Here is a 25,862-nt window from a genome sequence, read left to right as displayed (position 1 = left end):
GCCGCTCACTGAAGCCGGTACGCCGCCGCCAATTTCTCCGGTGACACGCCACATAGATATCGACCCAACGTCCAAAGGTTGCGCCCACCTCGGCGCAACCAGCCTTGGGCCTGATATTTACGCGGACTGGTTGTGACATGCCCGGGAAGCCGCTGTAACCGCGCCCGTCCAAGCACCCGCGCCAGTGCCACGTCTTCCATCAACGGAATGTCCGAAAAACCGCCTACTTCCTCATAAAGACGGCGCGAAATCAGAAGCGCCTGATCGCCATACGGTAATCCAAATATCCGACTTCGGAAATTTGCCCAGCCCGCTACAAGCTTCCCGGTAAGCTTGCCTTTTTCAAACGACAAGCCAAAGTAACCGGCGCGCTCGTACTGCGCCAAATGTGCCTCAATTGATGCACTCCAACCTTCCGGCAAAACCGTATCGGCATGCACAAACAACAGCCACTCACCCTGTGCTTTTGCGGCCCCTGCCCGCAACTGCCCACCACGAGACGGCACACAAGGCACAACCTCGGCCCCGGCCTCCCCGGCAATCCGCAACGTGGCATCCTCGGAACCACCATCGGCGACGATCAACTCCCGGATCACGCCCGCCGACACGCCCTCGAACAACGCGCCTAAACAGGTCGGCAACCCGTCTTCTTCGTTCAGTGTCGGGATGATGACACTCACAGGTGCACGCATTTCTTACTCCAGCCCTGTTGCACGGCGATATTGCTTCTATATGACAGAGAAGCGCAAGAACAGGAGCAGCGGCATGTCCACCTCAGATCGCAGCATTTTCCGCCTCACCGGCGATGACACAGAGAGCTTTTTGCAAGGTCTCATCACCAATGACATGACCCATCTCACCGATGGGTTGCTCTACGCGGCCATCCTGACACCACAAGGCAAATACCTCGCCGACTTCTTCCTGAAGCGCGATGGCGATGCGGTCCTATTGGATGCTGATGCCGAGCAGGCCCCCGCGCTTCTGCAGCGTTTGACCATGTATAAACTGCGCGCCGACGTCTCCATAGAGCAGACCAACCTTCAGCTGCATCGCGGCCTTGGCAATGCGCCGGAAGACGGTGCCCCCGACCCGCGCACGGCAAACCTTGGCTGGCGGGCCTATCGCGACTCTGCACAAACCGACGATACGGTTGACTGGACCGATCTATACGTCACAAACCAAGTGCCCAATGCAGGCTTGGAGCTGGACCAAAACAGCTTCATTCTCGAAATGGGTTTTGAGCGCCTCAACGGCGTTGATTTCAAAAAAGGCTGCTATGTCGGTCAAGAAGTCACCGCCCGCATGAAGCACAAGACCGAGTTGCGCAAAGGCCTTGCACTTGTTGCTATCGACGGTGACGCCGCTTTTGGCACGCCCATTCAGGCCAACGACAAAGCGGTCGGCACATTGCTCAGCCGCGCGGGCGACAAGGCTCTGGCTTATCTACGTTATGACCGCGCAAGCGAAGACATGACCGCCGGCGACGCCAAAATCAGCTACCCAATCTGATCAGCCAAGAGCTTTGCGATAGCGCAGCCCCAGTACCTCGGCGCCCTGCCCACGCATGAGGTTTTGCGAATGCGTGTTGAAGCCATGCACCATCGACTTCCATTCATGGAAGTCGCACTCGCGCATCCACGCCTCCAAAGCCGCGATCAACGCCTTACCAATACCCTGCCCCCGGTAGGTTTTATCGACGCAAATCTGATCCAGTTCCACATGCCGGGCCGGATGCAGAAACGGCGATGCCTCCCGCACCACAGGCACTGCCAGCAAAAAGCCGGTCACCGCGCCATCCGCCCCCTCGGCGACAAACACCTGCGCACCTTCTTCCAGCCGCTGCGTGAAGAATTCCATCACCTCCGCCGGCGATGCATCACCGCGATACTGATCCGGATGCTGAGCCTCATGCAGCGCATTCACCTGCGCTGACAGCGGCAACAACTTCTCAACCTCGTCTGCTCTTAAAAATCTAATCACAAAAAAACCTCCAGTGGTGTCACCGGAGGTTTCTTAATCTGTCCCCCGGCAGGTTGCGCGGGGATATATGTCCGGACGCAGTTTATGCGCGCTCGGAATATTCCATGGTCTCGGTGTTCACGACGATGCTCTCATCTTGGCCCACAAACGGTGGCACCATGACTTTTACACCATTGTCCAGGATCGCAGGTTTGAACGAGTTCGCAGCGGTTTGGCCTTTGACCACCGGCTCTGTCTCAACAACTTTGCAGATCACTTTCTGTGGCAACTTGGCGTTCAGCGCTTCGGATTCGTGAAATTCTGCCACGATGGTCATGCCATCCTGCAGGAAGGGACGACGATCCCCCAGCAATTCCGCAGAAATTTGGTTCTGCTCATAGGTCTCGGTGTCCATGAAGATCAGCATGCCATCATCCTCATAAAGGAACTGCTGATCTTTCTGCTCCAACCGCACACGCTCCACTTTGTCCGCAGAGCGGAAGCGTTCGTTGAGCTTGGAACCATTGCGCAGGTTCTTCATTTCGACCTGCGCAAATGCGCCGCCTTTTCCGGGCTTTACGTGGTCCACTTTCACAGCGGCCCAAAGACCGCCATTGTGCTCCAGCACGTTTCCGGGGCGAATTTCGTTACCGTTGATCTTGGGCATATTAAGAAAACCTAAGCAAAAAAGGTTGATCGGAGAGTTTAGCCTCCTATATCTGCCCAGTCGGCAGCTGGCAAGACAGCCTGTCGCGGGAAAAATCCACAGAATGCTATGCAAATTCCGCATAGAAGCTATGCATCTGCGGACTATCCGAATCGGCTTGGATACGTCATAAGGAGCGCCACGCCGGAAATACAAGAGCAATTACACAAGGACGACTCGATGACCGATTTCGTTGATGCAGCGGCATACAACAATGAACAAGGCAACCGTGCCCGCAAGTTGTTCGCAGCTGTGGTGCTCGCGGCCTTGGATGATGCCATTGCAGATGACAAGAAATACGGCAACGGCCCGGAACAGATCGCCCGTTGGGCGCGGTCCCGTGACGGTCGTGAAGTGCTGTCCTGCGCAGGGATTGACCCCAATGAACGTGTGGTCGAAGGCCTGATGGAATTTGTTGGCAAAGGTGTCCGCACCTCCGTTGCGCTGTCGCGCGAAGAAAGCGAGCGCCGCAATGCCGCTGCGCAGGCCGAAGCCGCCTAAGTCTATTCTGCAAGCTGCCTAACAAAAAGCGCGCCCAAATGGGCGCGTTTTTTGTTGTTTAAAATTCTGCTTGAGCGCGGCCGCGTTAACCTATCCGAGGTCGTGCGCCGCCAATGCGCGGTGAATTTCGCGCCGTACCAACTTGCGCACATTGCGGGTGATCCGCTCACCCAGCGCGCCCTGCAGCTCTTGGCGCACAATGTCGGCCACCATTTCACGCAGCATTGCCTCGTCAATTTCCGCCGCGTCTTCCATCGCATCAGAAAGCGCCTCCGCATCGACGACATCACCGGCGCTTGCAATCTCATCTGGCATAGTCGCGCGCAGCTCATCCATCACCGCATCGGCCATATCGGGCGCAGCATCCACATCACCATCATACGTGACTTCATCGGTGGTGGTTGCATCCCGAAACTGATGGATCCGCGCTTCCAGCACTTGTTTGAAATCAAACGGCTGCTCTTCATCCATCGCCTCTTCCGGCGCGGAATCACTCACCGCTTCAAAAGCCAAAGGCGCTTCATCTTCAGGCCCAGCTGCCTCATCCTCAGAGGCCACCTCCACCATCACTTCATCCTGCGCGGCCTCGGTGACGTCTGGCGTATCCTCTTCAGATTCAAAAGAAACCTCGTCCTGACCCGCCACTGAAACCTCCAAGGCTTCAGGCTCAACCTGCGCCTCAGAAATCTCCACAATGGCAACCGGATCATTTTCGGCAATGTCCAAAGCACCGATCTCGTCGCTGTCTTCCCTTGTCTCAACCGCGCTTGGGTCAGCCTCAGTTTCAGGCGCATCCTCAACCCGCAACGCAGGCGTCAGAACAAGCGCCAATGGCGCTTCCACCGCAGCGGGCTCTTCTTCCGAAATCTCATCCTGCGCCGAAGACGTGTCAAAGGCCACCGGACGTACCGGCGCCTCGTCTTTATCCGCGTCCGGCAACGGCCGATTCTCCGACACAAGCCGGCGGATAGACGTCAAGACATCTTCGATTTCCGTGTTGGTCACTGGATCGGACATAGAAATTCACCACTCTTACCTCACCAAGAGTGTAGCCTCTGCCGCTAAGCCACACAACAGATAGGAAAAATGTTATTCTTTCCCAATTGCTTTAAGCACACGGTCTAATTTTTTACCTTGTTCGGACCGCAGCGCCGGGGCGTTTTTCACCATGTTGAAGTAGGCTTCCGGATCATAACGCTCCACCCGCAAGTTCAGGTGATCCACTGTCAACAACCCCATGGAGGACAGAACCGCGTAGGCTGCCACAATCTGCACAGCTTGCGCATCAATGCGATCCGCTTCAGCATCCAGCAAATCCTGCTCAGCTGTCAGGACATCCAAAGTGGTCCGCGCACCCAATTTGGCCTCTTCACGCACGCCCTCAAAGGCAATCCGCGATGCTTCCACTTGCCGGGCACTGGCTTGAATTTGCGCGCCAGCCGCGATCAAACGCGCCCAGGCGGTGCCGGCATTCTGGCGAATGTTGTGGCGCACCACATGAAGGTTGGCCCGTTCCGCATCCCGACGGGCCATAGATTGACGCAGCAGTGCCGACAGGCGGCCGCCCTGGTAGATTGGTCCGCCCAGCTCAACACCCACACGGGCAGAGTCGGAAAAGGCCGACGAATCAAAATCACGTCGCGCACCGATGTTGGTTTTTAGCGTCACCGTTGGCCCCATCGCCGCCCGCGCCCGCTCTACATTAATTTCAGACGCCGAAATCTGGTACTGCGCCTGCAACATCTGCGGGTGCGATCGGACCGCAACCGTTTTGGCTTGTTCCACGGAACCCGCTGCTTTTGGCAGGCTTCGCGGCGTTACCAAGTTGCCAGGCCGCTCACCGACAGCCGCTGCATAAAATTCCTTACTGGCATCCAGATCGCCACGTGCCGCAGCCAACTGCGCCCGCGCGCCCGCCAATCGGGCTTCGGCCAGGGCCACGTCGGTCCGGGTCACTTCGCCCACCTCAAACCGATCCTGTGCTGCCTGCAATTCTCGCTCGAGCAGACGGAGGTTGTTTTGACGCAGCTTGACCAGCTCATCGTCCGCCACAACGTCCATAAACGCCTGCACTGCGTTAAACAGCACCGATTGCTCTACGGACACCAGCGCCTGGCGGGTTGCCAGAACTGATTCCTTTGCAGCCTCAACCGCCAGCTTGGAGTTGCCATTGTCAAACAGCAGCAGGTCCGCCGAAACGCCAATATTGGCATAAGGCGTCCAGCCAACAGACGAAGTCACAGATCCCGCGCCGTTCCGACCGTAGTCGTAGTTGACGTTGCCAAACCAGTTGATGATCGGGCGCAGCAATGCCTGCGTGATCGCAACATCTTCATCAGCCGCGCGCAAAAGCGCCCGGTTTTGCTCGAGCAAGCCACTGTGCTCATACGCGGTTGCCAAAGCGTCTGAGAGCGTCTGGCCTTGCGCCGCGCTCATAGACACCACTGAAACGGTCCATGCCAGCGCACCGCGCCGGACTGCATTTTGTACCTTCTGGAACATGGCTGCTGCCTCCTGCGTATCGTGGCCTGCTTGTTGTCGGCCTTATAATTGGAATGCGCGGTCTTTTTCGAAACCAGGCATCACGGGGGCCCCTGCGTTGAAAGCAAAGGTCCAGTTGACCTCACCATCAAGTTTATAACCGATGCGCACAACCCCCAAAGCGCCTTCCACAAACAGAGCAGCAATGCGGCCACCCTCTTTGAGTTGCGTCAAAAGCCCGTCCGGCAGCTGCTCAACGCCGCCCTGCAATAGGATCACATCATATGGACCATGCTCAGCAGCGCCAGCCGCCAACGCGCCCTGATGCACCACAGCATTGTCCGCGCCTTGTTCGCTCAGGGCGGCCTGCGCCTCCGAAGCTCTTGCTTCGTCATCTTCCACCGCAATCACGGCCTCCGCCATACGCGCAATGACTGCCGAGGAATAGCCAAGGCCGGCACCAACATCGAGCACCAACTCATCATTTTGAACATCCAACGCATCCAGCATCTTGGCCAGAGTGCGCGCATCCAGAACCACGCGCCCCTTTTCCAAAGAGACACAGGTGTCCACATATGCCGCGTCGCGTTGGCTGTTGGGCACAAAGGCCTCGCGCGGCACGTTCAACATCGCCTCAATGACAGTGAACTTGGTCACGTCTGACGGGCGGATCTGCGTATCAACCATAGTGGTGCGGAGGGTGGCATAGTCGGTCATCGATTTCTCATGTGCTCAGACTCGTGTTGTGTTCTCTTGCCACAACCGCGCGTTCTCAGCAACGGTATGCGCTTGTCTTTTCGCCGAATGTGACAACTCTGCGCGCCTTATCAAGCCCCTGCCGCGCCAAAGGCCCAGCCTTGCCGAAACGTCATTGAGGTGCCCCTCGACAAAATGCCCTCAAAAAGGGGCTTGCACCTTCCCAAGATTCATACCATTTATGCGCCCACTCTGGAGCCTCACTTCAGAGCACCACGGATGGCGAGTTGGCGGAGTGGTGACGCAGCGGATTGCAAATCCGTGTACACCGGTTCGATTCCGGTACTCGCCTCCATTTAAAAACAATCACTTGCGTCACTCCTTGCCGTGTTTGAGGCCCCGCGTTTACAGGGGCGTTTACATTTTTGTGTCTTGAGACAGTGATTTTGCTCGATTGAGCTTGCGCAAAACCGCATCGCTTTCGTCCGGGCTAACCTGCGCATAATGCTCGATAACCTGCGCCGCGTAGCGAACCGACCACCCCATCAGAACTGCGATTTGGCGCAAAGACAGATCGGCATTCAGCAATCTTGTCGCCGCCGTCCCGCGCGTGTCAGACAGAGTCTTCTCTCGGCCATCGATCCACGGGGGAATCTGGGCTTCGCGCCGCCACTTTGTGATCTGGTTCGACGCCCAACGGGCCGTCAAAGGCCTGCCAAGCTCTGATACAAGCAGCACCTCTTGGCCTTCCGGCGTCTCTGCGATCAGTTTCTCAAGTGCCGATGTGGCTGGGATATATGCGATCTGGCCACGCTTGCTGGTCCTGAAACGAAGGCGCTTGCCGTGCGGCGTGTCTTCGAATTGGTCCATCTTGACCTGAACCAGATCAGCAGCTCGCAAACCGGTTTCGCATCCTGCCGTCAGGATCCTCTGTACCCATTTCGGCGCTTGTTTATTGAATTGAGCAATATCGCCGCTCGTCCAGATGATTTCTGTGCGGTTCGATTGGTAGAGCTTCTTGAGCTTGTGGCAGTGGTGCTCTTTCAGTTTGCCCTCTTCGACCGCCCAATTCAGAACGCGTGTCGCATGGGTGCCCGCCATGTCGTGTTGCTTCGGAGAATGGAGCCACTTCTTGCGCCAGTTGTTGACCTCGCCCCGCGAGGCGCGCTCTTCGAACATCGCGACAGGATCTGCACCGAACTCCTCACGAAACTGTTCCAGCCACTTGCGGATATCTGCTTTCGAACGCTCAGCCTTGGGCAAGGACGCACTGGACAGAAAATCGTCGACCAAGTGGGTCGTCAGATATTCAGCCGGGCTCACGGGCGTACCGCACTGTGAAAACGCATGGAAAAATTCGGGCTCTTTGGGGTTCGGGTCCGTCCCTTCCCAAAATTTAGGGCCGCCCCGCCAGGCATAGAAATGGTAACGAACACCGGATACAACCTTGCGCCGGACACGGTGGACGCCCTTGGGAAGGTTACTTCTGGGCACGGCGCGCTCTCCGCTGTGCGACAAGGCTTGGCTGCGAAGTGGCGTCGCGTTCTGCCACGCTGATGCCCTGAACAGCATCCAATCGCGCCCGGATGAGTTTCGGATCATACCACCCGCGCCGCCCCGGCACTGGAGCGATGCCAGTCCTGCGGCAGAAGTCATAAAAGGACGCGCTCGGTTCATTGTAACCGAAGAGAAGCGCGAGCTCTGGGGTTGGAATCAACTGGATATGGCTTGGGCTCATTTTTCAGCCCTCTCACCCACGGCTTCTTGCCGCGACATGGCTGCCCGCAAACATGACACCACCTGAGCGCCTTGCGAGCGCAAGTTCCGCACAGCTTCTTCTTCAAGCCAGGCTTTCACGTCCGCTGGTAGGTTCAGTTTGAATTGGGTTGTCTTCATATTTACACCTCAACAAAAGGACATTAAATGTCCATATCATTGAGGACAAATATTGTCCATCATGGAATCATGAAAGAAGAAGCTTTGCTCCAATTCAAACTCTTGCTTCCTGCCGCGCTGAAGAAGCGTCTGGAAACGCATGCCTCCCTCAACCGGCGCAGCCTGTCCCAGGAAATCGTCGTGGCCCTAGAGGAGAAGTATCCGGCCACAGAACCGGATGCGACGTCTGATCCAGCAGCCCGGCTGCTCTTCTGGCTTGCCAAACGCATCCGCCGAAGGAACCCGAAGCCTGGCTCTCCTAGGGACAAGCAAGCCGCCCTGTATGAACGCATTGCGGGCGACATCGCCGAACGGATGAAAGACATCGGCGAATAGCCCTAGTAGGCCACCCACTCATGTCCGTGGTTGCCCTCGTGATCCTCCCATTCAACACCGACCCCGCGCCGCCAGTTTGATGACGAACAGCGTCGTGAGGGCAGAACCCATTGTGGGGCGGCCGCTGGTGTCGTGCGTTGCCAGCCAAATTCACCTTGTGTGCCGTAGGTCCCGAGGCGCATATTGTAACTCTCAGAGCAATCATCGTCGCGGCCACGTTCGCGATGACTATAGTACCGCACATCCCAGACGCGGATTGAGCGCACGAAATCGAATTCCAGACCACTGATGTCGATATCGGCACCGCCTTCAACCACCTGTGTCAGAATGACTTGGCCGAGCGTCTGACCTGTTTGGTTGCTGGCCTCCCAGATTTTCGGGGCCGTGCTTTGCATAGGCGCGCGCTCCGCAATACCCATAGGACAACGCCAGATTTGCAATGGCGGCTCAATCGGCCAGGGCGTGATCCGGCGGATAAACACGGCGCGGGCATGGGCACATTCTGCTGACGCGGGCCACCCACCGGCCAGGCAAAGCAGAATGGCACAATCGACCTGATAGGCTTTCGCCGCTTGTGGAGCCACGGTTGAAAGCAAAGCCAAAACCGTTCCGGCAGTCCAATTTCTGATAAGTCTGCGCCGCATGTCAATATGTGCCTTTTGATCTCATTACTACATTATTGATAGCTTACGGTCACACTCCACCTTTACACCATATGCGAGTATCCATTTTGCGAGGCTCGCGCGCGTTTTGTGGAATATATTCCGTAGAGCAATCTCAGCGATCTGGCCGAATACAGGCCATGAGATTGAGGGAAGAAGTAGGGTTAAATATCCGGAATCTAAGAAATTCCAAAGGTATGAGCCAAGAACAGCTAGCTTTGGCTGCGGACGTGGACCGCAGCTACATCAGCGAGATCGAACTCGCCAAGAATTCAGTATCGATCGATATTCTGGAGCAGATTGCGCTTGCCCTTGATGTTGCTCCCAAGGAATTGCTTAACGAGAGGGGCTAGTTATGCCCGAACATGAAAGTGTTCGCTCAACGGCCGAAGCCATCGGCCGCATTACGTGTATAAAGACAGGCGAAGAAATTGGCCTGCTATACCAGTGGGACAACGGCGAGACGCAGGCAGCGCTTTATGACGATGAGCGGACCGAACCACCACGTTGCTCAGATCATTCAACTGAACCGGACCTTAACGAAAAACGCAGCTAACGGCCGGAACGAGCCCATTCTGTGAGTCCGATTTCCCCCTGCCTGCGCTCGCAGCGTAGAAAATGCTGCGTCAGCGTAAAATTGGGTGCTCCCGCGCAGCGTGAAAACCAGCCATTCGCGCAGCGTGCAGCAAGGATCAGAGGTCGAATTCACAGACTGCGGACTTTCCGGACCTTAGTCGAAATTGACAGAACAGCCGCTGTCGGCCCATTGCAGCCACTCATCTCTCTAACTGATGAAGCAGCGCATCCTTCTGAAAATGCCAGTAAGAGAGTTATAAAATAGGCTCCAAGACCCAACATCCCACGTTGTTGCGTCGCTTTGGACTCAATTTTCCCGACGCCAGTGTGGGTCGAGAGCAAGCAGGTTTTTCATTGTTCCCGCGCCGTGGGCCGCGCCGTAGAGAACAATGACACTACTCTGTGCTTCATTGATCACCCTCGCTAAGTGCCCGTTTCTCTGATCGATTGTGACACTCGTAAGTTGCGTGACATCCGCAGTTGGCATGACGAACTCCTCAATTGGTGTGGTGAGGTTCTCGTCACTGATGTCAAGCGGACCAACCAAATTCTCATAGGCATCTGCCAACTCTGCCGGAGACAGATCGACGTTGACGTCTCTGCCACCCGGAAAACCCAAGAACATCGCGTTATCCTGCCCTATAAAGTCGTCAGATGCATTCTGCGCATAAAAAGCCGGTGTAGGAATGAGACCATACATAGCCCTGATCCTACGCTTGTCTGTGAGGGTCGCTGCTTCGAAGTCGATGAACTCATAGAAAAGGTCGCTACCCTGCGCTTTAAGACGCTTTACCTCGCCAGCCACCGCCTCATAAAACGCTGGCTCGGCTTGGTGAATCATAGGAATGAAATAGAGAAACCGAGTTCCGTTCGAGAACGTGAACACTCTGGCGCTGGAGGCAGTGCCGTCTATGTAGAACTGGCCTTCGGTCAACGCCTCGATTTCGCCTCCGGGCCCTTCTTGCACACCCCCCACAGTGAGGTGACCTGACGCGTTTGCGCAAACCGCCGCCAAAATGACTGCGATGCCGACGGCCAGTCGTAGTCGAAGAGACTTCATGTGAAACCTTTCACGTCTTTGTCCAAAGCTTGGCTGTTGTGCGAAACAGCGAGACCCGACTGGCCCATCATCGACGGAACTTGACCAGCAGAGAAGCTAATAGCAATACAATCCCCAATGCAGCCAGAATGAACGTCAGAGGGAGGAAAAAGCTTTCCTGAAGGATACCGTTTGCGTCGATATCCCCATAAAACGCTGTCTCGGCCAGCCATGATAGCCCGGCGAGAATAAAAGCCACAAAGCCGATGGAACGAAGTTTAGATTTCATGACAATTTTTCCATTTTGGATCAGAACCGGGTGCTAGACACCCAAACAAGTGGCATATCTCTGAATCAGTTTGAGTCCGGAGAGAGCAGTGTTTTCAGTTTTTCGGCCCGTCCATCAGACAACGCCAAGATGAAGCTCGTGCCCTGGATCGCGCTGGCAATTTGCACAGAGTTGACCAATTGGCCACCAATACGAATGTCCATATTCTTACCAATTGATTGCTCTGTGAAGGCAGCCAGAGGGTTTGCGATCTCAGGTGTCAACTCAAGTCGAACCTGCGACTGCCCATCCTCCCCGTGTTGAATCTCTAGTTCGATCACATCATTTTGAGTGATCCTGATCGGTCCCAGCCAAAGCGCTGCGTTTTGTTGTTCAACGACGCAAATAGGGTGCTGCCCGGGATTTTGCCCCCCGCCAAGATCAAGGCACACATCATTATATTGTGCCTTCTGAAAGTTGAGTCCAGCCCAGAACGACATAGCTGCAATCACTATGACTGCCGCGACGATCAATAAATTATTCTTTGTCATTCGCAGTCCTTCAAACAAGCTCTCAGTTGCCCCAAAGTCAATTAATGTTCGCCACTTTGTAGGTACGTATTGCAGCAAGGTTCTGTAACATTATCTAAGGCGCACGTCATAGTCACGCAAACTTGCCTGAGGGCCGGATGCTTCAATCAAACCCTCAGTAATTAGGTGCTGAAGCCTGCCGGACAGAAACACATCACCCAACAAGTTGTTTTCATCGCAACGCCCCATCGCCGTTCCGACAATACGTGCAGCAGAAACCCAGTCTTTTGAACAGCAGGCCAACAGCAGGCTATCATAGTAATCAGCGGGAACATCGAAGATCTTGCCTGCTTCCCATTTACGCAGCGTACCACCACTGTCTCGCAGACGCAGAAAATCAGAAGAAAGCGCTGCTCTTGTGATCGGGTCTACGGCTTCTCGCTGATCAAAAAGGCTCGCCAGTAACGCCGGAGTTTGCGGACCTATATAGGGCAGTGACTTTAAGCCAGTCGTTCCAACTCGGGTCACCGAACCTTTGAAAAGGCGCAGGCCATGACATGCCATCTCCAGAAACGTCCGCTCCGATGCATTCTCGCCCGCCCATATGCAAACTTCTGGCGCATGATCCTGCATCAAATAGGCTGAAAGGCGGTCGAAATCGGCTAGTGAAGGAAGCGGGTCGGCAGGCAACTGGCCATAGTTTTGGAAAAGCGCTCCGAAAAATGCCGCCCGCGATTGTTTGTCGTTCAAAGGCCCGTGGCTCAGATCATCATCGAACACATGCACGTGCCCTGTCAGGCTGTAAGTTGCAACTGCCGCGCGTAGACAACCTCCGGCGCTTCCTCCCAAAACCAGATGTAGGTATGCGGGCTGTGACATTGGTTACCTTTGGCTTTAGAACAAGATTTGGGTTGTCAGGGTAAACATCCCGGCTTGAGGACACACTGCTTGCAGTAAATCACTTTCCGCGCGGTTTCCCAGTATGGAGATTTTTTAATTTGCACAGGAAACTTGCACCGCCGCTGTTTTTCGTAAACATTTCAGAGTGTAAAATATGACGGCGAGAGCAAAACGAGGAGTTTTACAATGGGTTTCACGCAATCGGTCAAGACCTGCCTGTCCAAATATGTTGTCTTTTCGGGCCGCGCGCAGAGATCAGAGTATTGGTGGTTTGTTCTGTTCGTAGTCTTGGTAAGCGTCGGGTTGGCGGTACTCAGTGCGGTCCTTTTTGGCACTGGTCCGGAAACAGGACAGGGATCGAACTTGCTGAATTCAGTTTTCCAACTGGCGATGCTGCTTCCGATGCTCGCCGCGGGATGGCGTCGATTACATGATACAGGTCGTCCTGGATGGTATCTTCTCCTTCCAATGGCCTTCAGTACCGCAACGATGGTGATGCTGCTGACCGGGGTTGCAGTTTTTTCAGTCGTCGAGTCCGGCAGCGAGAATCCTGAGGCTCTGAGAGGGCCGGCAGCCCTTATTGGCGGAACAGGTTTGATAGCCATGTACGCTATCCAACTTGGCCTTTCAGTCTTGATGATTTGGTGGCTTTCTCGACCTTCACAAGAAGGCACGAATGCTTATGGAGCACAGTCTTAAACGGGTGATCAATCACCTTTACCTTTACACTCTAGAACCGCTATCACCCCAGAAATCGGGGATTTTTAGGAGTTAAGAATGAAGAATATTTTCCTTTCTGGGTGTCTACTGTTTTGCGTGTCCGCTGCACCTGCACTTGCTGAATGGGGATTTAGCGGTGGCCAGACCCCAAATGCGTTTATTCAGACAGGCGACATGACGCTGGAATTGCAATGTGACCGATTGCGCTTTGCACCTGTTGGGTACGCCGACAGCGAAGATATCGTCAAAAAGCAAAGCCTTTCAATTCGGTTTATGAAAAATGGCTCGACAGAAGTTGGATCTTTTCAAGCGGGTCAAGGGAACGCCACTCTGCGGGTTGTCGATAACTACCCTGTCGAAGTTGTGTTCCAAGACTCCGCTGACTACCAGTTCATTCTGGATCAGATTGCAGCCAACGCCGTCCTCAATCTATCCATGGCGGATCAAGATGTGAGCTATGGGCTTTTTGACCTTAAAGGGTCGGGCAAGGCTATTCGATCACTGCGGTCCTCTTGCGGTTCTGCACCGCAAACAGGCAACAACACCATGGAGGCCCCAGAGGGGGTGGTGTACTGCGGCGGTGGCCAAGTAAAACGTCAGATCGAGTACCTGATCCTTGATAAGGCAGATGGCGAATGGGACGCTATCGTGACAGTCAACGGCAACACCACGCGTGCAATGACGGCCTACAGTTACTTTGGTAATGCAAAGCCGCCACAAGGTTTTGTGGTCGCATTGTTGGGAGAAGATCGGTCCGAGTTCCTCGTTTTCAAAGATGGCAACAAGAACTGGCTCGAATACGGAGACTACCAATACAACCAATGCAATTGACTTAGATGTCTGGGAGGCCTGCTGTCCTAAATTTGGCACGCCCCATTGTTTTCGTCGTCGATCTAACACGTTCTACCAAAATAACTTCGTAAAACACAGAAAAGGAATAAACATGAACACAGCACTTAAACTGGCTTCTTGTGTGATCGTTGGAACTCTTTTGTCAGCATGTGTAGAAGATACAGGCTCGGCGATATCATCAGCTACTCCTGCGGATCAAGCTTGTTTAGCGGCAGTTGCTCAGACTACCGGCAACAGTCAAGTCCGTCTTTTGTCTTCCGAGTTCTCTGAAGCGGGGACTTTAGTCAAAGTTGGCGTTGGTCCGGATGCAGCGCCTTGGCAGTGCATCGCATATAGTGATGGAGCTACGGATGCCATTATGTCTTTGACAAACGAAGGCTCTGCGTAAAAGGCCGGGCGGCTTAGGGCAATGCGCCTGAGCCGTCCTTCGCACGAGATCGGCAATTTATTGATTACGGGTTCGGGCAGGTGAACGTCCTGCGTTCCGATTGATGTTTCTGGCTTTGGAAAAGAGACACATCTTCCAAATTCAACGAGCGACAGATCAAGGAAAAAGAATGATCTTCGTTTCCATCGCCCCCCCATGTTCCAACAAAAGCCGGAAGAACGGTCAGGTACAGAATAAGAGAGGGCCTCGTAGCCTCTATAGCCATAGCCTAGTGTTTAAATGTAACATTATAAATGCATGTTTGAGCGCGCATGCAAAATACTTGCTTTTCCGCGACAAACGCTAAATCGTTGGAAGTCATTTTTCCGAGGAGCCCAGAATGAAACGTCGAATCAAAGCAGCCTTACTGTGTTCTTCGGCAGTTACAGGTCTGTTCCTCGCAAGTACCGTGCCCGCCACAGCACAAAGCTACTGCGATGTCGCGTCCGAGCCGGGCTTGAGTTTGGGATGCGCCCGAACACTTGTTGATGCGAGTCTTTTATTGGGGCTAAACCCCGCGAACCGCTTGATCAATCCAATAATTGGGTCGCATGATGGGCTGGTTTTTGATTCCGACTGGATTGCAAATTCTGCGCGTGGGGGGCATCTGAGGTTTGGCGGCAACGTAAGTTTTACAAGGGGGCTTAATAGCAGTTGGGCGAATACCTATTTCGGCTCTGCGCGAACTGACGGCGGGAGAACAGCCTTAGAAATCACCGCGTATGATATACCAACAGAAAATACCGTCCCAAGCAATACAACAGTTGAGTTGCAGTTTGACCGGCTTACCCTTGAAAATACTGCTGTAACGCTGAGAGATGGCGCAAGCGATGATGGAGCACACACGGGTCAAATTAGTTACCTACTGATAGGGGATGGAGCCGTTGGGCGCGGCGGCGTTTTGGCGCTGCGCAATGCCTCACTGACGTTTGAGGACAGCACAGACTTGTTCATGGCAGCACCGGATGGCGGCACGCCTGTCATTCGCGCCGAAACTGGCGACAACCTCCTCCAACTTGGCAATCAGTCAACGAACTTGAACCGTTTGTCAGTGGTGGTCGACGATGGCGCCAATCTAACATTCGATGGAACGGCAATCACGCCACGCACCGAAGGAAATCTGACTGTTGGCTCAGGGGCCAACCTTATCGTCGAAAACAATTCCGTCTTGGGGCTGCTCAGTAACGTTGGCTCCAGCTTGCCACAATCCACGGTGAATGGCGGCACTGTTACGGTGGATGGCTTATCTTCCGAACTTCGCCTAACGGCACCCGTTTTCAACAACAGTACGGTTTCACTTGAAGATGGCGGTACACTGCGCATCGAGCAACGCAATGGCGTACGCAGCACCCTATCGTTTAGCGGCGACAATACTTTGAACTTTGGAAGCCCCGAAGCGGCCGTATTGGGTGCCGATGCCAACCCGCAAGCCTTAATATTGGAGGTTGGCGCGGGCACGACGACAATAACTAATACCGGTGGGGTGAACAACTTGGGGCGCGGCCTGCAAGTCGACCAGGTAAGAATTGACGGCGGCACTTTGGACACAACCGGCTATTCGGTAAGAGACGATGTAACGGATGCATGGCAGTACCTCAGCGTTGAGAACGGTGGTACGTTTTACGACCGAGCTGCCTTTTACCGCAACATGGACAGACTGATCGTCGATGGCGGCACGCTGCAAACGAATTCCAGTTTCGGAGACTTTTTTGGAGCCGCCGATGGCATTGAAACTGCACGGTTTACGAATAGCGTAATCGATCTGGTCTCGGCATCTTCGGCGGGCTCAGCCAGTGGCGACGTGTCTGTTGGATTGCGATCGGTGGTGCTGAATGCAGAGAACCTCGCGTTTGCAGGAACCAACCAAGTTAGGGTTGGCATCAGCCCCGCCGGAGAATGCGTTGCCGGCATTTGCACCCCGGGTACAACCATTTACGCAGGGGAGCTTGTTGCCAATGTCGGTGGCTCGTCGACCTCAACGCTGACTGGATTCGATACGGTCCTGTTCGTACCTTTCGCCATTGATGCGAATGCGGTTGCGGCGGATTACATAGCTGGGGGGAACAATGGTATCTACACTGTTGCGAGGGCGGACTATAATCCGGATCTGACGGTCAATGTACAAGGCTTTGATGCAGGACCACAGGCGCCAACGGTTGCATCCTTGGCCGCTGCAGGATCCGACATACCTGCCAATCTAATTTATGCCATCGTTAATAATCCCGTGACCGATGACCAAGTCGATATCGCCTTCATAGATGTGGGCCTCATAAACAACCCCTTGATTACAACGGGCTACACTCATTCGACGACCACAACTATCGTCACTGAGCCAACGACAGGAAATATCTCGACAATCACAGTGACCGTTGTTCCAGACCCCACAACAACGGGTGCCGTACAGACGACAACTGTTGTCGTCACCGAACCCGGCGGAGCGGTAATATCCACTGAGACGGTCAACGTCCCACTGGACCCTGCAACTGGCACGACAAATACGACAAACGTAGCAGGCCTCATAACAGGCTCGGGCGGAACGATTACGCACGGTGGTGCGACGGGAATTGGCACACTTCACCCGGAAATCTATGCCTCTTATATGACTGTCGCTTTAGAGCACAGTGATCAGCGCCGAAACATGGTCTTGTTGAATGCTCGTGGAATGGGTGTCGCCGATGGCAAAGCTGAAGGCTTCACGGATGACGGACGGCGCTTTTGGATCGATACTGCAATTTCCGCGGGTAATGTAGATTCAGACGGTAATCTTGCTGGTTTCGACTACAATCTGGGAGAGCTTATTTTGGGCGCTGACCTGTGGAGTTCGCCGGAAGGGCGGATCGGCGCATATGTTGGCTATGGTACATATTCTATGGACGAACATACATCTGCAATTGCGTCGGATCTTTCATCCACCGCATTTCACCTCGGTGCATACGGTGCCTACGATGTTGACGACTGGTCGCTAACAGGGATGGCCGGTATGTCTTGGGCACAGACGGATGGCACACGCACAGCTATCACTGGGAGCGGTGCAAATACGCACAATGCAAATTATAGCAGCCGCACAATCGAAGCTGCCGTTCGTGCCGAATACAATGGTTGGCAACCATTAGGTGCATTTAGTTTCGCACCTGAATTTGGATTGGGCTACGCCCATTATAGTCAGGATGGCTTCACTGAAACTGGTGCTTCATCTTCAGCTCTAAATATTTACGATACTTCAGCAGAAAGCCTCGTCGCAAGTATCGGGTTGAATTTTTCCGGGCCGGAGTTTGGCGGCGGGCTTATCCCAATCGGATTTGCGCGCTATGAGCACGATTTCCTCGCTTCCTCACAAAGAACGCATGGTATCAACGCCGCCTTTGCCTCCACACCCGGAGTTTCCCAATCGTTCGTTGGCACACATCGCGGGCCGGATTCACTGTCCGTTGGCCTTGGTCTTCGGGCCGCACCCGGTAGTGCATGGGACGTATCCGCCGGCGTTGTATACACGACGAACACTTATGGCGAAGAGTTCGGTGGAGGAATTAGAGTTAGCTGGAATTTTTAGGCAATATGGGCGGCACCTAAATGGCCAATTTTACACAGTCACTTGAGCGTTAGCTAACACGTTTCCCTAAGACCAAACACTCCAATACGGACCTTGGTGCGTTCTGCAGCGTAGGTCTCATTGCGCCCATTCCAACCAATGCCGCATCCGAAAACTGCGGCTGGTGTGCGCTCTTTTCGGCATTCCATCAAAGCCCGGTTTGGGCCGTCCCTGGTGAGGCTGCATCACTTGCAGTAGGAGAGGCTGCGATCGATCTAACGGCAGCTTCCGAAGTACATTTGTATTTGAGCTTTAGTGGAACTATTGGCCTGACACCTCTTCTTAGAGAGGTTGCCGACCGAACGGCAAGTTTCGAGCATCAAGCCCGCTGCATTCACTGCAGTGGACTACGAAATATTCGATGCAGAGATGCCTATTCCTGCCTGCTTTTGTGCGATTCACTCAGCTGAAGATGCAGTCGCCGCATTCATATCCAGCGCAAAAGAGTACGGGTATGACGATGCAAGGATGACCAAAATCAAAGATCACGTGGCCAAGGCCACAGTATCGCTCTTGGCGCAAAAGATTTCAGGCATTCTGCGCATAGGACGGTATCAGGTCGCAGTTGCGCTCAACCCCAAAACTCAGGCTCTGGCTGCACGATACATTGCGGATGGTCAAACACACTGCAATGAGGCCTTAACGAAGCTTCCCCACTTTCACGATGAACAAGAGAAAATACTGCCAGATTTCTACGACGAACTGGCCAATATGTTTGGTGACGTTACTGAATTGAAAACGGCAGTTAGGATAGGGCAAGAGGCTCGGGCCACAGTTTTCTACGCATCGAGAACGGGCTATCCAACTGGTTTAGATGAGCCCAATGAACCACTCGCTAGAGAGTGTCATCTTACGCTCGGGTTGATCTGGGCCGCGATTGATACGAAACAGAATGGGGCAGAAAAAATTCCACTAATTGAGCTGGCACTGCAAACCGCCAACATCGTGATTGCCGAGCTAAAAAGGAGGTAACTTTAGTTTCTAAAGCTGCCATTAATGTGGCTGCATCCAGCGGCAGGCTTGTCCCGCATCTCGATTGTTAAATCCGCCCGCAGCGAAAGGGCGGTTTGAAATTCGGCTGGATCGATACGGATGAACGGCTGGTTTGGTGAAATCCGCTGCATCGCCGAAAACTCACCGCTGCGAGTGCGAACATTTTCTGCGCAAGCGAAAGCCGCATCATCAAAAGGCGGCTGTGTCCGCGTTGGCGACCTTCGCGGCAGCTTTACTGAAAGGCAGCTTTCTCTACGTGAGGACGGGTATCATTTCCTCATGTCGTCCAGGAACTCCAGAACGCGCGCATAGTCTCCACTGACCTCGCGCGCTTGCTCGAAGACCTCTCGCCTCTGCTGATCCAGGCATCGGAAGTACCGCTCGACATCGGTAAAATACGTCTCCGCATCGCGCCTCAACAGGTCAGCATATGCCCGCACGTGGTCGGCATTGGTCGGCATCCAAGGCGGCGCAGGCGGCAGGCAAGTGCCCGCAATCGCGGCAGAACCCCAGCTCAGAACGACCATAACCACCCATGTTTGTTTCAAAAGCGCCATATTATCTTGGCTCAGCCACTCCGTTGCAGTAAATTTGTTTCAACGCATGAAAGGCGCAATAAAACAAATTGCACCTATTGATTGCAAAGTTATAATATTGTATCGGTTCGTTAGTCCATAAGGGACTGCCGGGCCAATGCACAATTCTGCAAGGCTCGATCCTATGAATTTGATGCAAGACGCCCCCAATGTTGTCAGTGAAGACGGGCTGCGCACGCTGCTTGCCGAGGGTCATTCGGCGGATGTTGTGTGCCGGGTTACGCCCAAACGAACAGGTGCTCAGTGGTCTGGAGTTTGGACCGTGCATTGCGTCTCGCCAGATGGCGAGACGCGTCGCCTGCTCGTCACTGCGCGCAACAACATGGCTGCTCGGGAATTCAAGACTATCAACGGCTTATCCAGCTTCTTGGCCGGGCTTGGTGTTTCGATCGTCTCGATCCCGATGCTTGAAGGCAAAGTCGCCCCACACAAGCTGGACGACGCGGGCTAAGCCACTTGCCTTACTCGCAGCAATCGTCGCCGCACCCGCCTATTCTGAAGGCTTCGTTCTTTCCATGCGGGCCGATGGTCAGCTGGAAACCAAATCCCCCCAATCAGGGTTTGCACAAAGCTACGTCGACGGGATTGGTGCTAACCCGCCAGAGCTGATCGTTTTTGCAGCGCCTGAGCCTGATGCTCCCCCTCCTGCACCCGCCCGTGCAGTTCCGCACCCCGAAATCCTCGCAGCCATTGAAAGCACCGCGCATCGCTATGGCGGGCACCCTGCTCTGCGCGGCGCAGGTCTGTCGGTGACGGAATGGCAGGCGCTGTTCCAGGCCAATATCGAAATCGAAAGCGCCTATCGCCCGAATGCGCGTAGTCCCGTAGGCGCGATTGGCCTCGGACAGTTGATGCCAGCGACGGCCGCGCAGCTCGGCGTGGATCCGCATAACTGGCAGGCCAATCTGGATGGCTCTGCCCGTTACCTTCTGATGATGTTGGCGCAGTTCGGCACGTCCGAACTCGCGCTCGCTGCCTATAACGCGGGGCCTGACGCGGTCGCGCGCTATGGCGGCATTCCTCCCTACCGAGAAACCCAAAATCACGTGCGCCGTGTCATGGCCGTGCGTGATCGACTGACTGGAGCCTCCTGATGCACATTCAATTCCGCACGATCCTGTTGCTGGCTCTGGCCAGCTTGATGATTGCCAACCCGGCCTTTGCGCAGAGCATTGACCTTTCGCCGGTGCAGAACCTTTTGCAGGGCATCGTCGACACGATTACCGGCCCCCTCGGCATAGTCATCGGCACCTTGGCCCTGATCGGTGTGTTCCTCTCCTGGCTCTTTGGCATCCTAGACTTTCGCCAAGCCCTTTGGGTGCTGGTTGCCATTGCGGGCATTGCAGCTGCGCCGACCATCGTGACCGCGATCTGGGGCGCGTAAATCCGGCATGGCAACGCAAACCCGCCTCTTCGTGGGCCTGATCCGGCCGCCAAAGCTCATCGGTTTGCCGATCATGTATGCCATGGTTTGGCTATTCGGGTTTGTGCTGCTGTTTCTCTGGGTCCAGAGCTGGCCGGTGATAATCATCGCCGCTCTGGCCTATCCCGCGCTGTGGAAAGCCGCAGATTGGGATCCGGCCTTTCTTGAGGTGATGGTCACCGCGCTGCAGGAAACGCCGCCGACGCCAAACCGCAAGATCCATTCGGGGGACAGCTATGCTCCGTGATCCTTCGGATGATCTTGCCATGCTACCGGACTGGGCGCACAAAGAGCGCCAAATGGCCAGCATGCTGCCCTATGTCAGCCTGGTGAATGATGTGACAATCCGCACGCGCGGCAATGCGCTGTTCCAGTGCATCCGCCTTGATGGCGTCAACAGCATGACAAGCGATGACGCGCATTTAGAGAAGATCCGCGCGCTCTTCGCGGCGATCATCGCGCAGATCGGGCCAGAGTACAGTTTCTACGTCCACAAGGTTTCAAAAGCGATCGAGACTGCTTTGCCACCGGTTCGCGAGGAAGGGTTTGCGCAAGCGCTGGACACCCGCTGGCAACTGGCCATGGCGCAGGCGGGTCTGCGGGACAAAACGCTTACGCTGACAGTGCTGAAACGTCCTCCCTTCGGCGTGCGGCTGCGCCTAAAACGTTCAGACTCAATCGCACAGATGAAGGACCAGACAGCCAAAGAGCTGCGCAAGCTCGAGGAGGTCGTCGGGTTTCTGCAATCGTCTTTTGCCGAAATGAACCCGCGTCTTCTTGGGGCTGAATGCGGCGAACTGCTGGGTTTCCTCGGCGCGCTCAACATCGGCCAGGAACGACCGCTCTTCGCGAAATCGCGATTTGGCGTCATTGCCGAGGATGTGGCCAACACCCGCGTCACGTTTCAGGGGCGAGGCTTTATGCTCGACGATGGAACGGCGGGCAAGCGGTTTGGTACGAGCTTTGCGATCAAGACCTACCCGGCCAAAACCAGCTGCACCATGTTCGATGAGCTAAACCTGCCGGTCGACATGGTCGTCACGCATTCCTTCACGCCGATCAACAGCAACATCATGGCCAGCCGGATCAAGCGCCAACAGCGCTTGATGAAGGCCAGTGATGATGGCGCGATTTCTCTTGCTGAAGAACTGGTCGACGCACTGGACGATCTGGAGTCGAAGCGCCTCAGCTTTGGCGATCATCACATGTCCGTCACGGTTTTCGCCGAGACCGAGGAAAAGCTGGAAGCAATCGCCGCCGAGGTGCGCAACATCGCGGCCAGTGAAGGCGTTAATCTGGTGAATGAGAGCTTTGCGGCTCGGACCCATTATTTCGCGCAGCATCCGGGCAATGGGCAGATGCGCAGCCGCAAGGCCGCCATCACAAATACGAACTTTGCTGACCTCGCAGCACTGCATCGCGGCCAGCTGGGCAAACCTGGTCACCAAGTGCCTTGGGGCAAGCCAATCACCCTGTTTCCAACGCCTGAACGCTCAGGCTTCCTATTCAACTACCATGAAACGGGTCAGCCGGACAAAGAGCCGACCGGTGGACACACGTTGATCCTCGGCCGACCTGGCTCTGGCAAGTCAGTGCTGTCGGCCTTCCTCATGACCCAAGCCCGTCGCTGCGACGCGCGCGTGTTTGTCTTCGACTATCGCGCGGGCATGGAAATGGCGGTGCGGGCCAATGGTGGGCGCTACAGCGCCATCAAGGCGGGTGAAACGACGGGCCTGAACCCGCTGCGCACCGAAATCGATGGGCGCGGCCAAGCCTGGCTCTCCGATTGGCTGGCCACGCTGCTGCATCGCGCCGACAAGCCCCTGAGCCCGGTCCAGATCAACCGCATTCAGGAAGTGGTACGCCAGAACGCCGGGGCGAGCGATGCCGCCCTACGCAACTGGCAGGATTTGGCCTCTCTCTTTGTGGCGGGGGCAGATGAAGGGGATTTGTTCGAACGGATTCAGGAATGGACTGCTGATGGCCGCTACGGTTGGATTTTCGGGCAAAGCTCTGAGGATACCTTCTCGCTCGATGGTGATGTCGTCGGGTTCGACCTGACCGGCATTCTCGATAGCGAAAGCGAAAAAGAGCGCATGGCGGTCCTGTCCTATCTGTTTCGGCGGGTGGAACGCGTGATCGAGGATCGCAAACCGACGCTGATCATCATCGATGAGGCCTGGAAGGCGCTCGACAACCCGTATTTCGCGGACCGGCTGAGCAATTGGCTCGTGACCGCGCGCAAGCAGAACGCCGTCGTTGTGATGATGACCCAATACGCAAGCCAGCTTGAGAAAACCCGCACCGGCAAGACGATTGTCGAGGCCGTGCCGACGCAGCTTTTGCTTCCCAACATTCGCGCCTCGGCCAGCGATTACACCATGTTGGGCCTCACCGAAAAAGAGCTCAGCGTTTTGCTAGGCACAGGCAGCAACTCTCGCCTAGCGCTGGTGCGCGACGACCAAGGCTCGGTGGTGATCGACGCCGATCTGAGCGCTCTTGGGCCTTACCTCACGATCCTTGGCGGCATGGAAAAAGGCGAAGCGCTGGTAGGTGCTGATTATCGCCAGAACCCCGATTTTTGGAGACAAATTGATGCGTAGATTTTGCGTGCTGACCCTCACCCTTTTGACTCTGACAGCCTGCGCGGAGTACCGGCCGTCGGAAGCTGACTGCTTCAACTTTTTCGCCGAAGTCAGCCGCAGCAACTGCAATTTCGAGCTGCTCGGGCCGATTGGTTCGCTGCATGAATAGCCTCCGCCCGCATATCCTTGCGGGTCTGGTGTGGCTCGCCGCGCCAGTGGCCTTTGCCCAAGGCGTGCCCACATTTGATGCGGGCATGTTCTTGCAGCGCGAGCGCGTGTTGCAGCAGGGCGAAGAGGATCTGGCACTGCAGCGGGATCGGTTGACCAAAGAAGAAAAGCTTGAAGCGCTCGAGCAAGAACAACTCCAAGCGCTGGAAGACATTCTCGATGCCTCGACGCTTGCCAGCGGGAACTCAGGCGCACTGGTCGCAAGTCTGGAAGCTGGTTCATCGCCTGAAAGCGCTGCAGACACGCTCTATGGTTCGGTCGACCCAAACCCCGGCGCGGGCCAGATGTTTGGCGATGCCTCTGGCTCGATCGAAGAGCTGATCATTCGCGCGGCTCAGGAAACGCACCACATGTCTGGCGTGCGCGCAGCGGGTCTATCGCCCAAGCAGTGGCGCTGTCTGTTGCAGGCGCTGATCTGGCAAGAAAGCCGCTTCACCATCGGCGCGCGTTCCCCTGTCGGCGCATTCGGCCTAACCCAGATCATGCCCGGCACGGCGCAGGATCTCGGGATTTATCCGGCCTATTATGAAAACCCCTACATCCAGGTCACCGGCGGCGCGCGCTATCTGGCGCAGATGCTGGCCATGTTTGACGGCAACATCATTCACGGGTTGGCTGCCTACAATGCCGGTCCAGGCAACGTCCAGCGCTACAGTGGCGTGCCGCCCTTTGCCGAGACCCAGCACTACGTTCAGGTGATCCCTGAGCGCTACAATCTCTACCTTGCCCGCGTCGGCGGCGTCGACGCGCTTGGCACCATTGATCCCGTTTTGCTTGCTAACTCGACCATGAGCCTGAATTCCTTCGGTGCAGGCCTCTATGGCGATTACTCCTTGGTCTCCGTGCAGGCCGCCGCGCTGCGCGTTCAGGACATCATCAGCCGCATTGGCGAGACAGATGACATTCACGCGGCCATGTCGCTCAACACATACGCGCGGGCCGAACTCGCCCGGCTGATCGCGATCCGCACGCGCCTCAAGGCCGCTCATACCCGTCCGCTTGGCGCCGCAGAACTGGCCATGGCGGCCGCTCAGGCGCAAGAACAAGACTTCATGCAATTCGATCTAGAGGCACTCCGATGATCCGCTTTCTTTCCACCGTTGCCACCTGCGCATTGTTGGCTGTGTCCCCTGCATCTGCCCAAGGCGTTCCGACAGTCGACACACGCAACATCGCGCAGGAAATTCGCCAGCTTCAGCAGATGCTGGAGGATTTCGGGATCCAGACCGACCAGCTCGACACGCTTCTCGAACAACTCGACCTGGTTCAGCAGCAACTCGACACGCTCAACGAGACTTACGCAGCCCTGACCGGCGCGACGGATATCATTGAAATGGCTATGGGCGGTGATCTCGACGGGCTTCTCGATCAGGAATTCGGCGATCTCCTTGGCACCATCCGGCAAATCCAAAGCGGTGACTTCAGCGGGTTGATCGGCAATGCGGCCCCACAGATGGAAGGCCGTATGACGCAAGCCTTGGAAGATGCAGGCTTTGACCAAGATACCCTCTCTGACATGGCCAGCAGCGGCAATCCGGGGGCGGAGCGCATTGCCAGCCAGGCGGGCACTGGGGCCGTGATGTCAGCGGCCGCTGAGAACAGCTATGAAGAGGCCGCGCAATCCCTCGAACGGGTCGAACAGCTGGTCTCATTGATCCCAGATATGGAAACGCTCAAGGAAGCCGTCGACCACAACACCCGCGTCACAGCCGAGCTGGCCATTGCCATGACGCGCATGTGGGAACTCGAAGCCATACAGACCGTCGGCGCGGGCCAATCCGGCGTTGTCGATGCCGCCACGCTGGCCGAAGAGCGCCGCTACATGGACTTCACCCTGCCAGAGCTTCGTGCGGACTGACC

At 55.5% G+C, this 25,862-nt stretch carries 32 protein-coding genes and 1 tRNA gene; 19 read left to right on the top strand and 14 right to left on the bottom strand.

The genetic code is table 11. From position 1 onward, the window contains the following. Positions 1–5: 5 nt before the first annotated feature. Positions 6–692: a TIGR04283 family arsenosugar biosynthesis glycosyltransferase gene (locus Q0955_RS10710; protein ID WP_299424137.1), complete on the bottom strand. Its 687-nt coding sequence runs from the start codon at positions 690–692 to the stop codon at positions 6–8. Between the two features lie 73 nt (positions 693–765). Here Q0955_RS10710 and Q0955_RS10705 point away from each other — a divergent pair, with 73 nt between their 5' ends. Then, positions 766–1,509 carry a folate-binding protein gene (locus Q0955_RS10705; RefSeq protein ID WP_299424136.1) on the top strand — a complete coding sequence of 248 codons (744 nt, stop codon included), beginning with the start codon at positions 766–768 and terminating at the stop codon, positions 1,507–1,509. Here the strand turns inward: Q0955_RS10705 and Q0955_RS10700 are convergent, their stop codons facing one another. Together Q0955_RS10700 and efp are read right to left on the bottom strand one after the other, a co-directional pair. Then, on the bottom strand, positions 1,510–1,980 hold the full coding sequence (locus tag Q0955_RS10700) for a GNAT family N-acetyltransferase (RefSeq protein WP_299424135.1): 471 nt from the start codon (positions 1,978–1,980) through the stop codon (positions 1,510–1,512). A gap of 82 nt (positions 1,981–2,062) precedes the next feature. Then, positions 2,063–2,626, bottom strand: a complete 564-nt coding sequence (efp, locus tag Q0955_RS10695; protein WP_299424133.1) for an elongation factor P — start codon at positions 2,624–2,626, stop codon at positions 2,063–2,065. Between the two features lie 219 nt (positions 2,627–2,845). Here efp and Q0955_RS10690 point away from each other — a divergent pair, with 219 nt between their 5' ends. Then, entirely contained in the window at positions 2,846–3,166 is a 321-nt protein-coding gene (locus Q0955_RS10690) for a DUF6280 family protein (RefSeq protein ID WP_209065235.1), read from the top strand. A gap of 90 nt (positions 3,167–3,256) precedes the next feature. Here the strand turns inward: Q0955_RS10690 and Q0955_RS10685 are convergent, their stop codons facing one another. The 3 genes from Q0955_RS10685 to Q0955_RS10675 all read right to left on the bottom strand — a co-directional run bounded on the left by Q0955_RS10685 (position 3,257) and on the right by Q0955_RS10675 (position 6,364). Then, positions 3,257–4,183, bottom strand: coding sequence for a hypothetical protein (locus Q0955_RS10685; RefSeq protein WP_299424130.1), 927 nt, complete (start codon positions 4,181–4,183; stop codon positions 3,257–3,259). Between the two features lie 72 nt (positions 4,184–4,255). Then, entirely contained in the window at positions 4,256–5,668 is a 1,413-nt protein-coding gene (locus tag Q0955_RS10680) for a TolC family outer membrane protein (protein WP_299424129.1), read from the bottom strand. A 42-nt stretch (positions 5,669–5,710) separates the two neighbouring features. After that, complete coding sequence (locus Q0955_RS10675; protein WP_299424127.1) at positions 5,711–6,364, bottom strand: protein-L-isoaspartate O-methyltransferase; 654 nt, start codon at positions 6,362–6,364, stop codon at positions 5,711–5,713. 260 nt (positions 6,365–6,624) lie between these two features. Here Q0955_RS10675 and Q0955_RS10670 point away from each other — a divergent pair. Continuing rightward, a tRNA-Cys gene (locus Q0955_RS10670) sits at positions 6,625–6,698 on the top strand. Positions 6,699–6,760: 62 nt separating this feature from the next. Here Q0955_RS10670 and Q0955_RS10665 read toward each other — a convergent pair. Next, positions 6,761–7,999, bottom strand: a complete 1,239-nt coding sequence (locus Q0955_RS10665) for a tyrosine-type recombinase/integrase (protein ID WP_299424125.1) — start codon at positions 7,997–7,999, stop codon at positions 6,761–6,763. A 78-nt stretch (positions 8,000–8,077) separates the two neighbouring features. Further along, the gene (locus tag Q0955_RS10660; RefSeq protein ID WP_088634878.1) at positions 8,078–8,239 is read right to left on the bottom strand and encodes an Arc domain-containing protein; all 162 of its coding nucleotides are present in this window, start codon (positions 8,237–8,239) and stop codon (positions 8,078–8,080) included. Between the two features lie 69 nt (positions 8,240–8,308). On the opposite strand from Q0955_RS10660, the gene Q0955_RS10655 reads away from it, so the two are divergent. Further along, positions 8,309–8,614 carry a hypothetical protein gene (locus Q0955_RS10655; RefSeq protein ID WP_299424122.1) on the top strand — a complete coding sequence of 102 codons (306 nt, stop codon included), beginning with the start codon at positions 8,309–8,311 and terminating at the stop codon, positions 8,612–8,614. A 2-nt stretch (positions 8,615–8,616) separates the two neighbouring features. Here Q0955_RS10655 and Q0955_RS10650 read toward each other — a convergent pair whose 3' ends face one another. Further along, positions 8,617–9,258, bottom strand: coding sequence for a hypothetical protein (locus tag Q0955_RS10650; RefSeq protein WP_299424121.1), 642 nt, complete (start codon positions 9,256–9,258; stop codon positions 8,617–8,619). Between the two features lie 71 nt (positions 9,259–9,329). Here Q0955_RS10650 and Q0955_RS10645 point away from each other — a divergent pair, with 71 nt between their 5' ends. Together Q0955_RS10645 and Q0955_RS10640 are read left to right on the top strand one after the other, a co-directional pair. Further along, entirely contained in the window at positions 9,330–9,629 is a 300-nt protein-coding gene (locus Q0955_RS10645; RefSeq protein WP_366140679.1) for a helix-turn-helix transcriptional regulator, read from the top strand. 2 nt (positions 9,630–9,631) lie between these two features. Then, positions 9,632–9,832, top strand: a complete 201-nt coding sequence (locus tag Q0955_RS10640; protein WP_299424118.1) for a hypothetical protein — start codon at positions 9,632–9,634, stop codon at positions 9,830–9,832. 327 nt (positions 9,833–10,159) lie between these two features. Here the strand turns inward: Q0955_RS10640 and Q0955_RS10635 are convergent, their stop codons facing one another. From Q0955_RS10635 to Q0955_RS10620, 4 genes are all read right to left on the bottom strand, one after another. Beyond that, positions 10,160–10,912 carry a hypothetical protein gene (locus tag Q0955_RS10635; RefSeq protein ID WP_299424116.1) on the bottom strand — a complete coding sequence of 251 codons (753 nt, stop codon included), beginning with the start codon at positions 10,910–10,912 and terminating at the stop codon, positions 10,160–10,162. A gap of 67 nt (positions 10,913–10,979) precedes the next feature. Then, a complete protein-coding gene (locus tag Q0955_RS10630) occupies positions 10,980–11,180 on the bottom strand; it encodes a DUF3955 domain-containing protein (protein ID WP_073253578.1) in 201 nt (66 codons plus the stop codon). 65 nt (positions 11,181–11,245) lie between these two features. Further along, on the bottom strand, positions 11,246–11,710 hold the full coding sequence (locus tag Q0955_RS10625; protein ID WP_299424111.1) for a hypothetical protein: 465 nt from the start codon (positions 11,708–11,710) through the stop codon (positions 11,246–11,248). Positions 11,711–11,800: 90 nt separating this feature from the next. Then, positions 11,801–12,568 carry a DUF3658 domain-containing protein gene (locus tag Q0955_RS10620; RefSeq protein WP_299424109.1) on the bottom strand — a complete coding sequence of 256 codons (768 nt, stop codon included), beginning with the start codon at positions 12,566–12,568 and terminating at the stop codon, positions 11,801–11,803. A 207-nt stretch (positions 12,569–12,775) separates the two neighbouring features. On the opposite strand from Q0955_RS10620, the gene Q0955_RS10615 reads away from it, so the two are divergent. From Q0955_RS10615 to Q0955_RS10595, 5 genes are all read left to right on the top strand, one after another. Next, positions 12,776–13,288, top strand: a complete 513-nt coding sequence (locus Q0955_RS10615) for a DUF805 domain-containing protein (RefSeq protein WP_299424106.1) — start codon at positions 12,776–12,778, stop codon at positions 13,286–13,288. Positions 13,289–13,366: 78 nt separating this feature from the next. Beyond that, positions 13,367–14,140, top strand: a complete 774-nt coding sequence (locus Q0955_RS10610; protein WP_299424103.1) for a hypothetical protein — start codon at positions 13,367–13,369, stop codon at positions 14,138–14,140. A gap of 112 nt (positions 14,141–14,252) precedes the next feature. After that, the gene (locus tag Q0955_RS10605) at positions 14,253–14,549 is read left to right on the top strand and encodes a hypothetical protein (protein ID WP_299424100.1); all 297 of its coding nucleotides are present in this window, start codon (positions 14,253–14,255) and stop codon (positions 14,547–14,549) included. 379 nt (positions 14,550–14,928) lie between these two features. Then, entirely contained in the window at positions 14,929–18,138 is a 3,210-nt protein-coding gene (locus Q0955_RS10600; RefSeq protein ID WP_299424098.1) for an autotransporter outer membrane beta-barrel domain-containing protein, read from the top strand. 381 nt (positions 18,139–18,519) lie between these two features. Then, positions 18,520–19,149 carry a hypothetical protein gene (locus Q0955_RS10595; protein WP_299424095.1) on the top strand — a complete coding sequence of 210 codons (630 nt, stop codon included), beginning with the start codon at positions 18,520–18,522 and terminating at the stop codon, positions 19,147–19,149. 290 nt (positions 19,150–19,439) lie between these two features. Here Q0955_RS10595 and Q0955_RS10590 read toward each other — a convergent pair whose 3' ends face one another. After that, the gene (locus Q0955_RS10590) at positions 19,440–19,697 is read right to left on the bottom strand and encodes a hypothetical protein (protein ID WP_299424092.1); all 258 of its coding nucleotides are present in this window, start codon (positions 19,695–19,697) and stop codon (positions 19,440–19,442) included. Between the two features lie 193 nt (positions 19,698–19,890). On the opposite strand from Q0955_RS10590, the gene Q0955_RS10585 reads away from it, so the two are divergent. The 8 genes from Q0955_RS10585 (at position 19,891) to Q0955_RS10550 (ending at position 25,860) form a co-directional block, all read left to right on the top strand. Then, entirely contained in the window at positions 19,891–20,217 is a 327-nt protein-coding gene (locus tag Q0955_RS10585; RefSeq protein ID WP_299424090.1) for a hypothetical protein, read from the top strand. 64 nt (positions 20,218–20,281) lie between these two features. Further along, positions 20,282–20,860, top strand: coding sequence for a lytic transglycosylase domain-containing protein (locus Q0955_RS10580; RefSeq protein ID WP_299424087.1), 579 nt, complete (start codon positions 20,282–20,284; stop codon positions 20,858–20,860). Next, positions 20,860–21,150 (top strand): TrbC/VirB2 family protein, encoded by a 291-nt coding sequence (locus Q0955_RS10575; RefSeq protein WP_027259536.1) that lies wholly within the window; start codon positions 20,860–20,862, stop codon positions 21,148–21,150. The genes Q0955_RS10580 and Q0955_RS10575 overlap by 1 nt, the downstream gene beginning before the upstream one ends. 7 nt (positions 21,151–21,157) lie before the next feature. Continuing rightward, on the top strand, positions 21,158–21,436 hold the full coding sequence (locus tag Q0955_RS10570) for a VirB3 family type IV secretion system protein (RefSeq protein ID WP_299424083.1): 279 nt from the start codon (positions 21,158–21,160) through the stop codon (positions 21,434–21,436). Continuing rightward, positions 21,426–23,792 carry a type IV secretion system protein B4 gene (locus tag Q0955_RS10565; protein WP_299424081.1) on the top strand — a complete coding sequence of 789 codons (2,367 nt, stop codon included), beginning with the start codon at positions 21,426–21,428 and terminating at the stop codon, positions 23,790–23,792. Before Q0955_RS10570 ends, Q0955_RS10565 begins: the two co-directional genes overlap by 11 nt. 7 nt (positions 23,793–23,799) lie before the next feature. Continuing rightward, the gene (locus Q0955_RS10560) at positions 23,800–23,943 is read left to right on the top strand and encodes a hypothetical protein (RefSeq protein WP_299424078.1); all 144 of its coding nucleotides are present in this window, start codon (positions 23,800–23,802) and stop codon (positions 23,941–23,943) included. Further along, positions 23,936–25,084, top strand: a complete 1,149-nt coding sequence (locus Q0955_RS10555; protein WP_299424075.1) for a lytic transglycosylase domain-containing protein — start codon at positions 23,936–23,938, stop codon at positions 25,082–25,084. The genes Q0955_RS10560 and Q0955_RS10555 overlap by 8 nt, the downstream gene beginning before the upstream one ends. Next, positions 25,081–25,860 (top strand): type IV secretion system protein, encoded by a 780-nt coding sequence (locus tag Q0955_RS10550; protein WP_299424073.1) that lies wholly within the window; start codon positions 25,081–25,083, stop codon positions 25,858–25,860. The genes Q0955_RS10555 and Q0955_RS10550 overlap by 4 nt, the downstream gene beginning before the upstream one ends. Positions 25,861–25,862: the final 2 nt, after the last annotated feature.

Origin of the sequence: uncultured Shimia sp., assembly GCF_947493595.1 — a bacterium.
Classification (GTDB): Bacteria; Pseudomonadota; Alphaproteobacteria; order Rhodobacterales; family Rhodobacteraceae; genus Shimia.
This window is presented reverse-complemented; position numbering and strand designations above follow the sequence as displayed.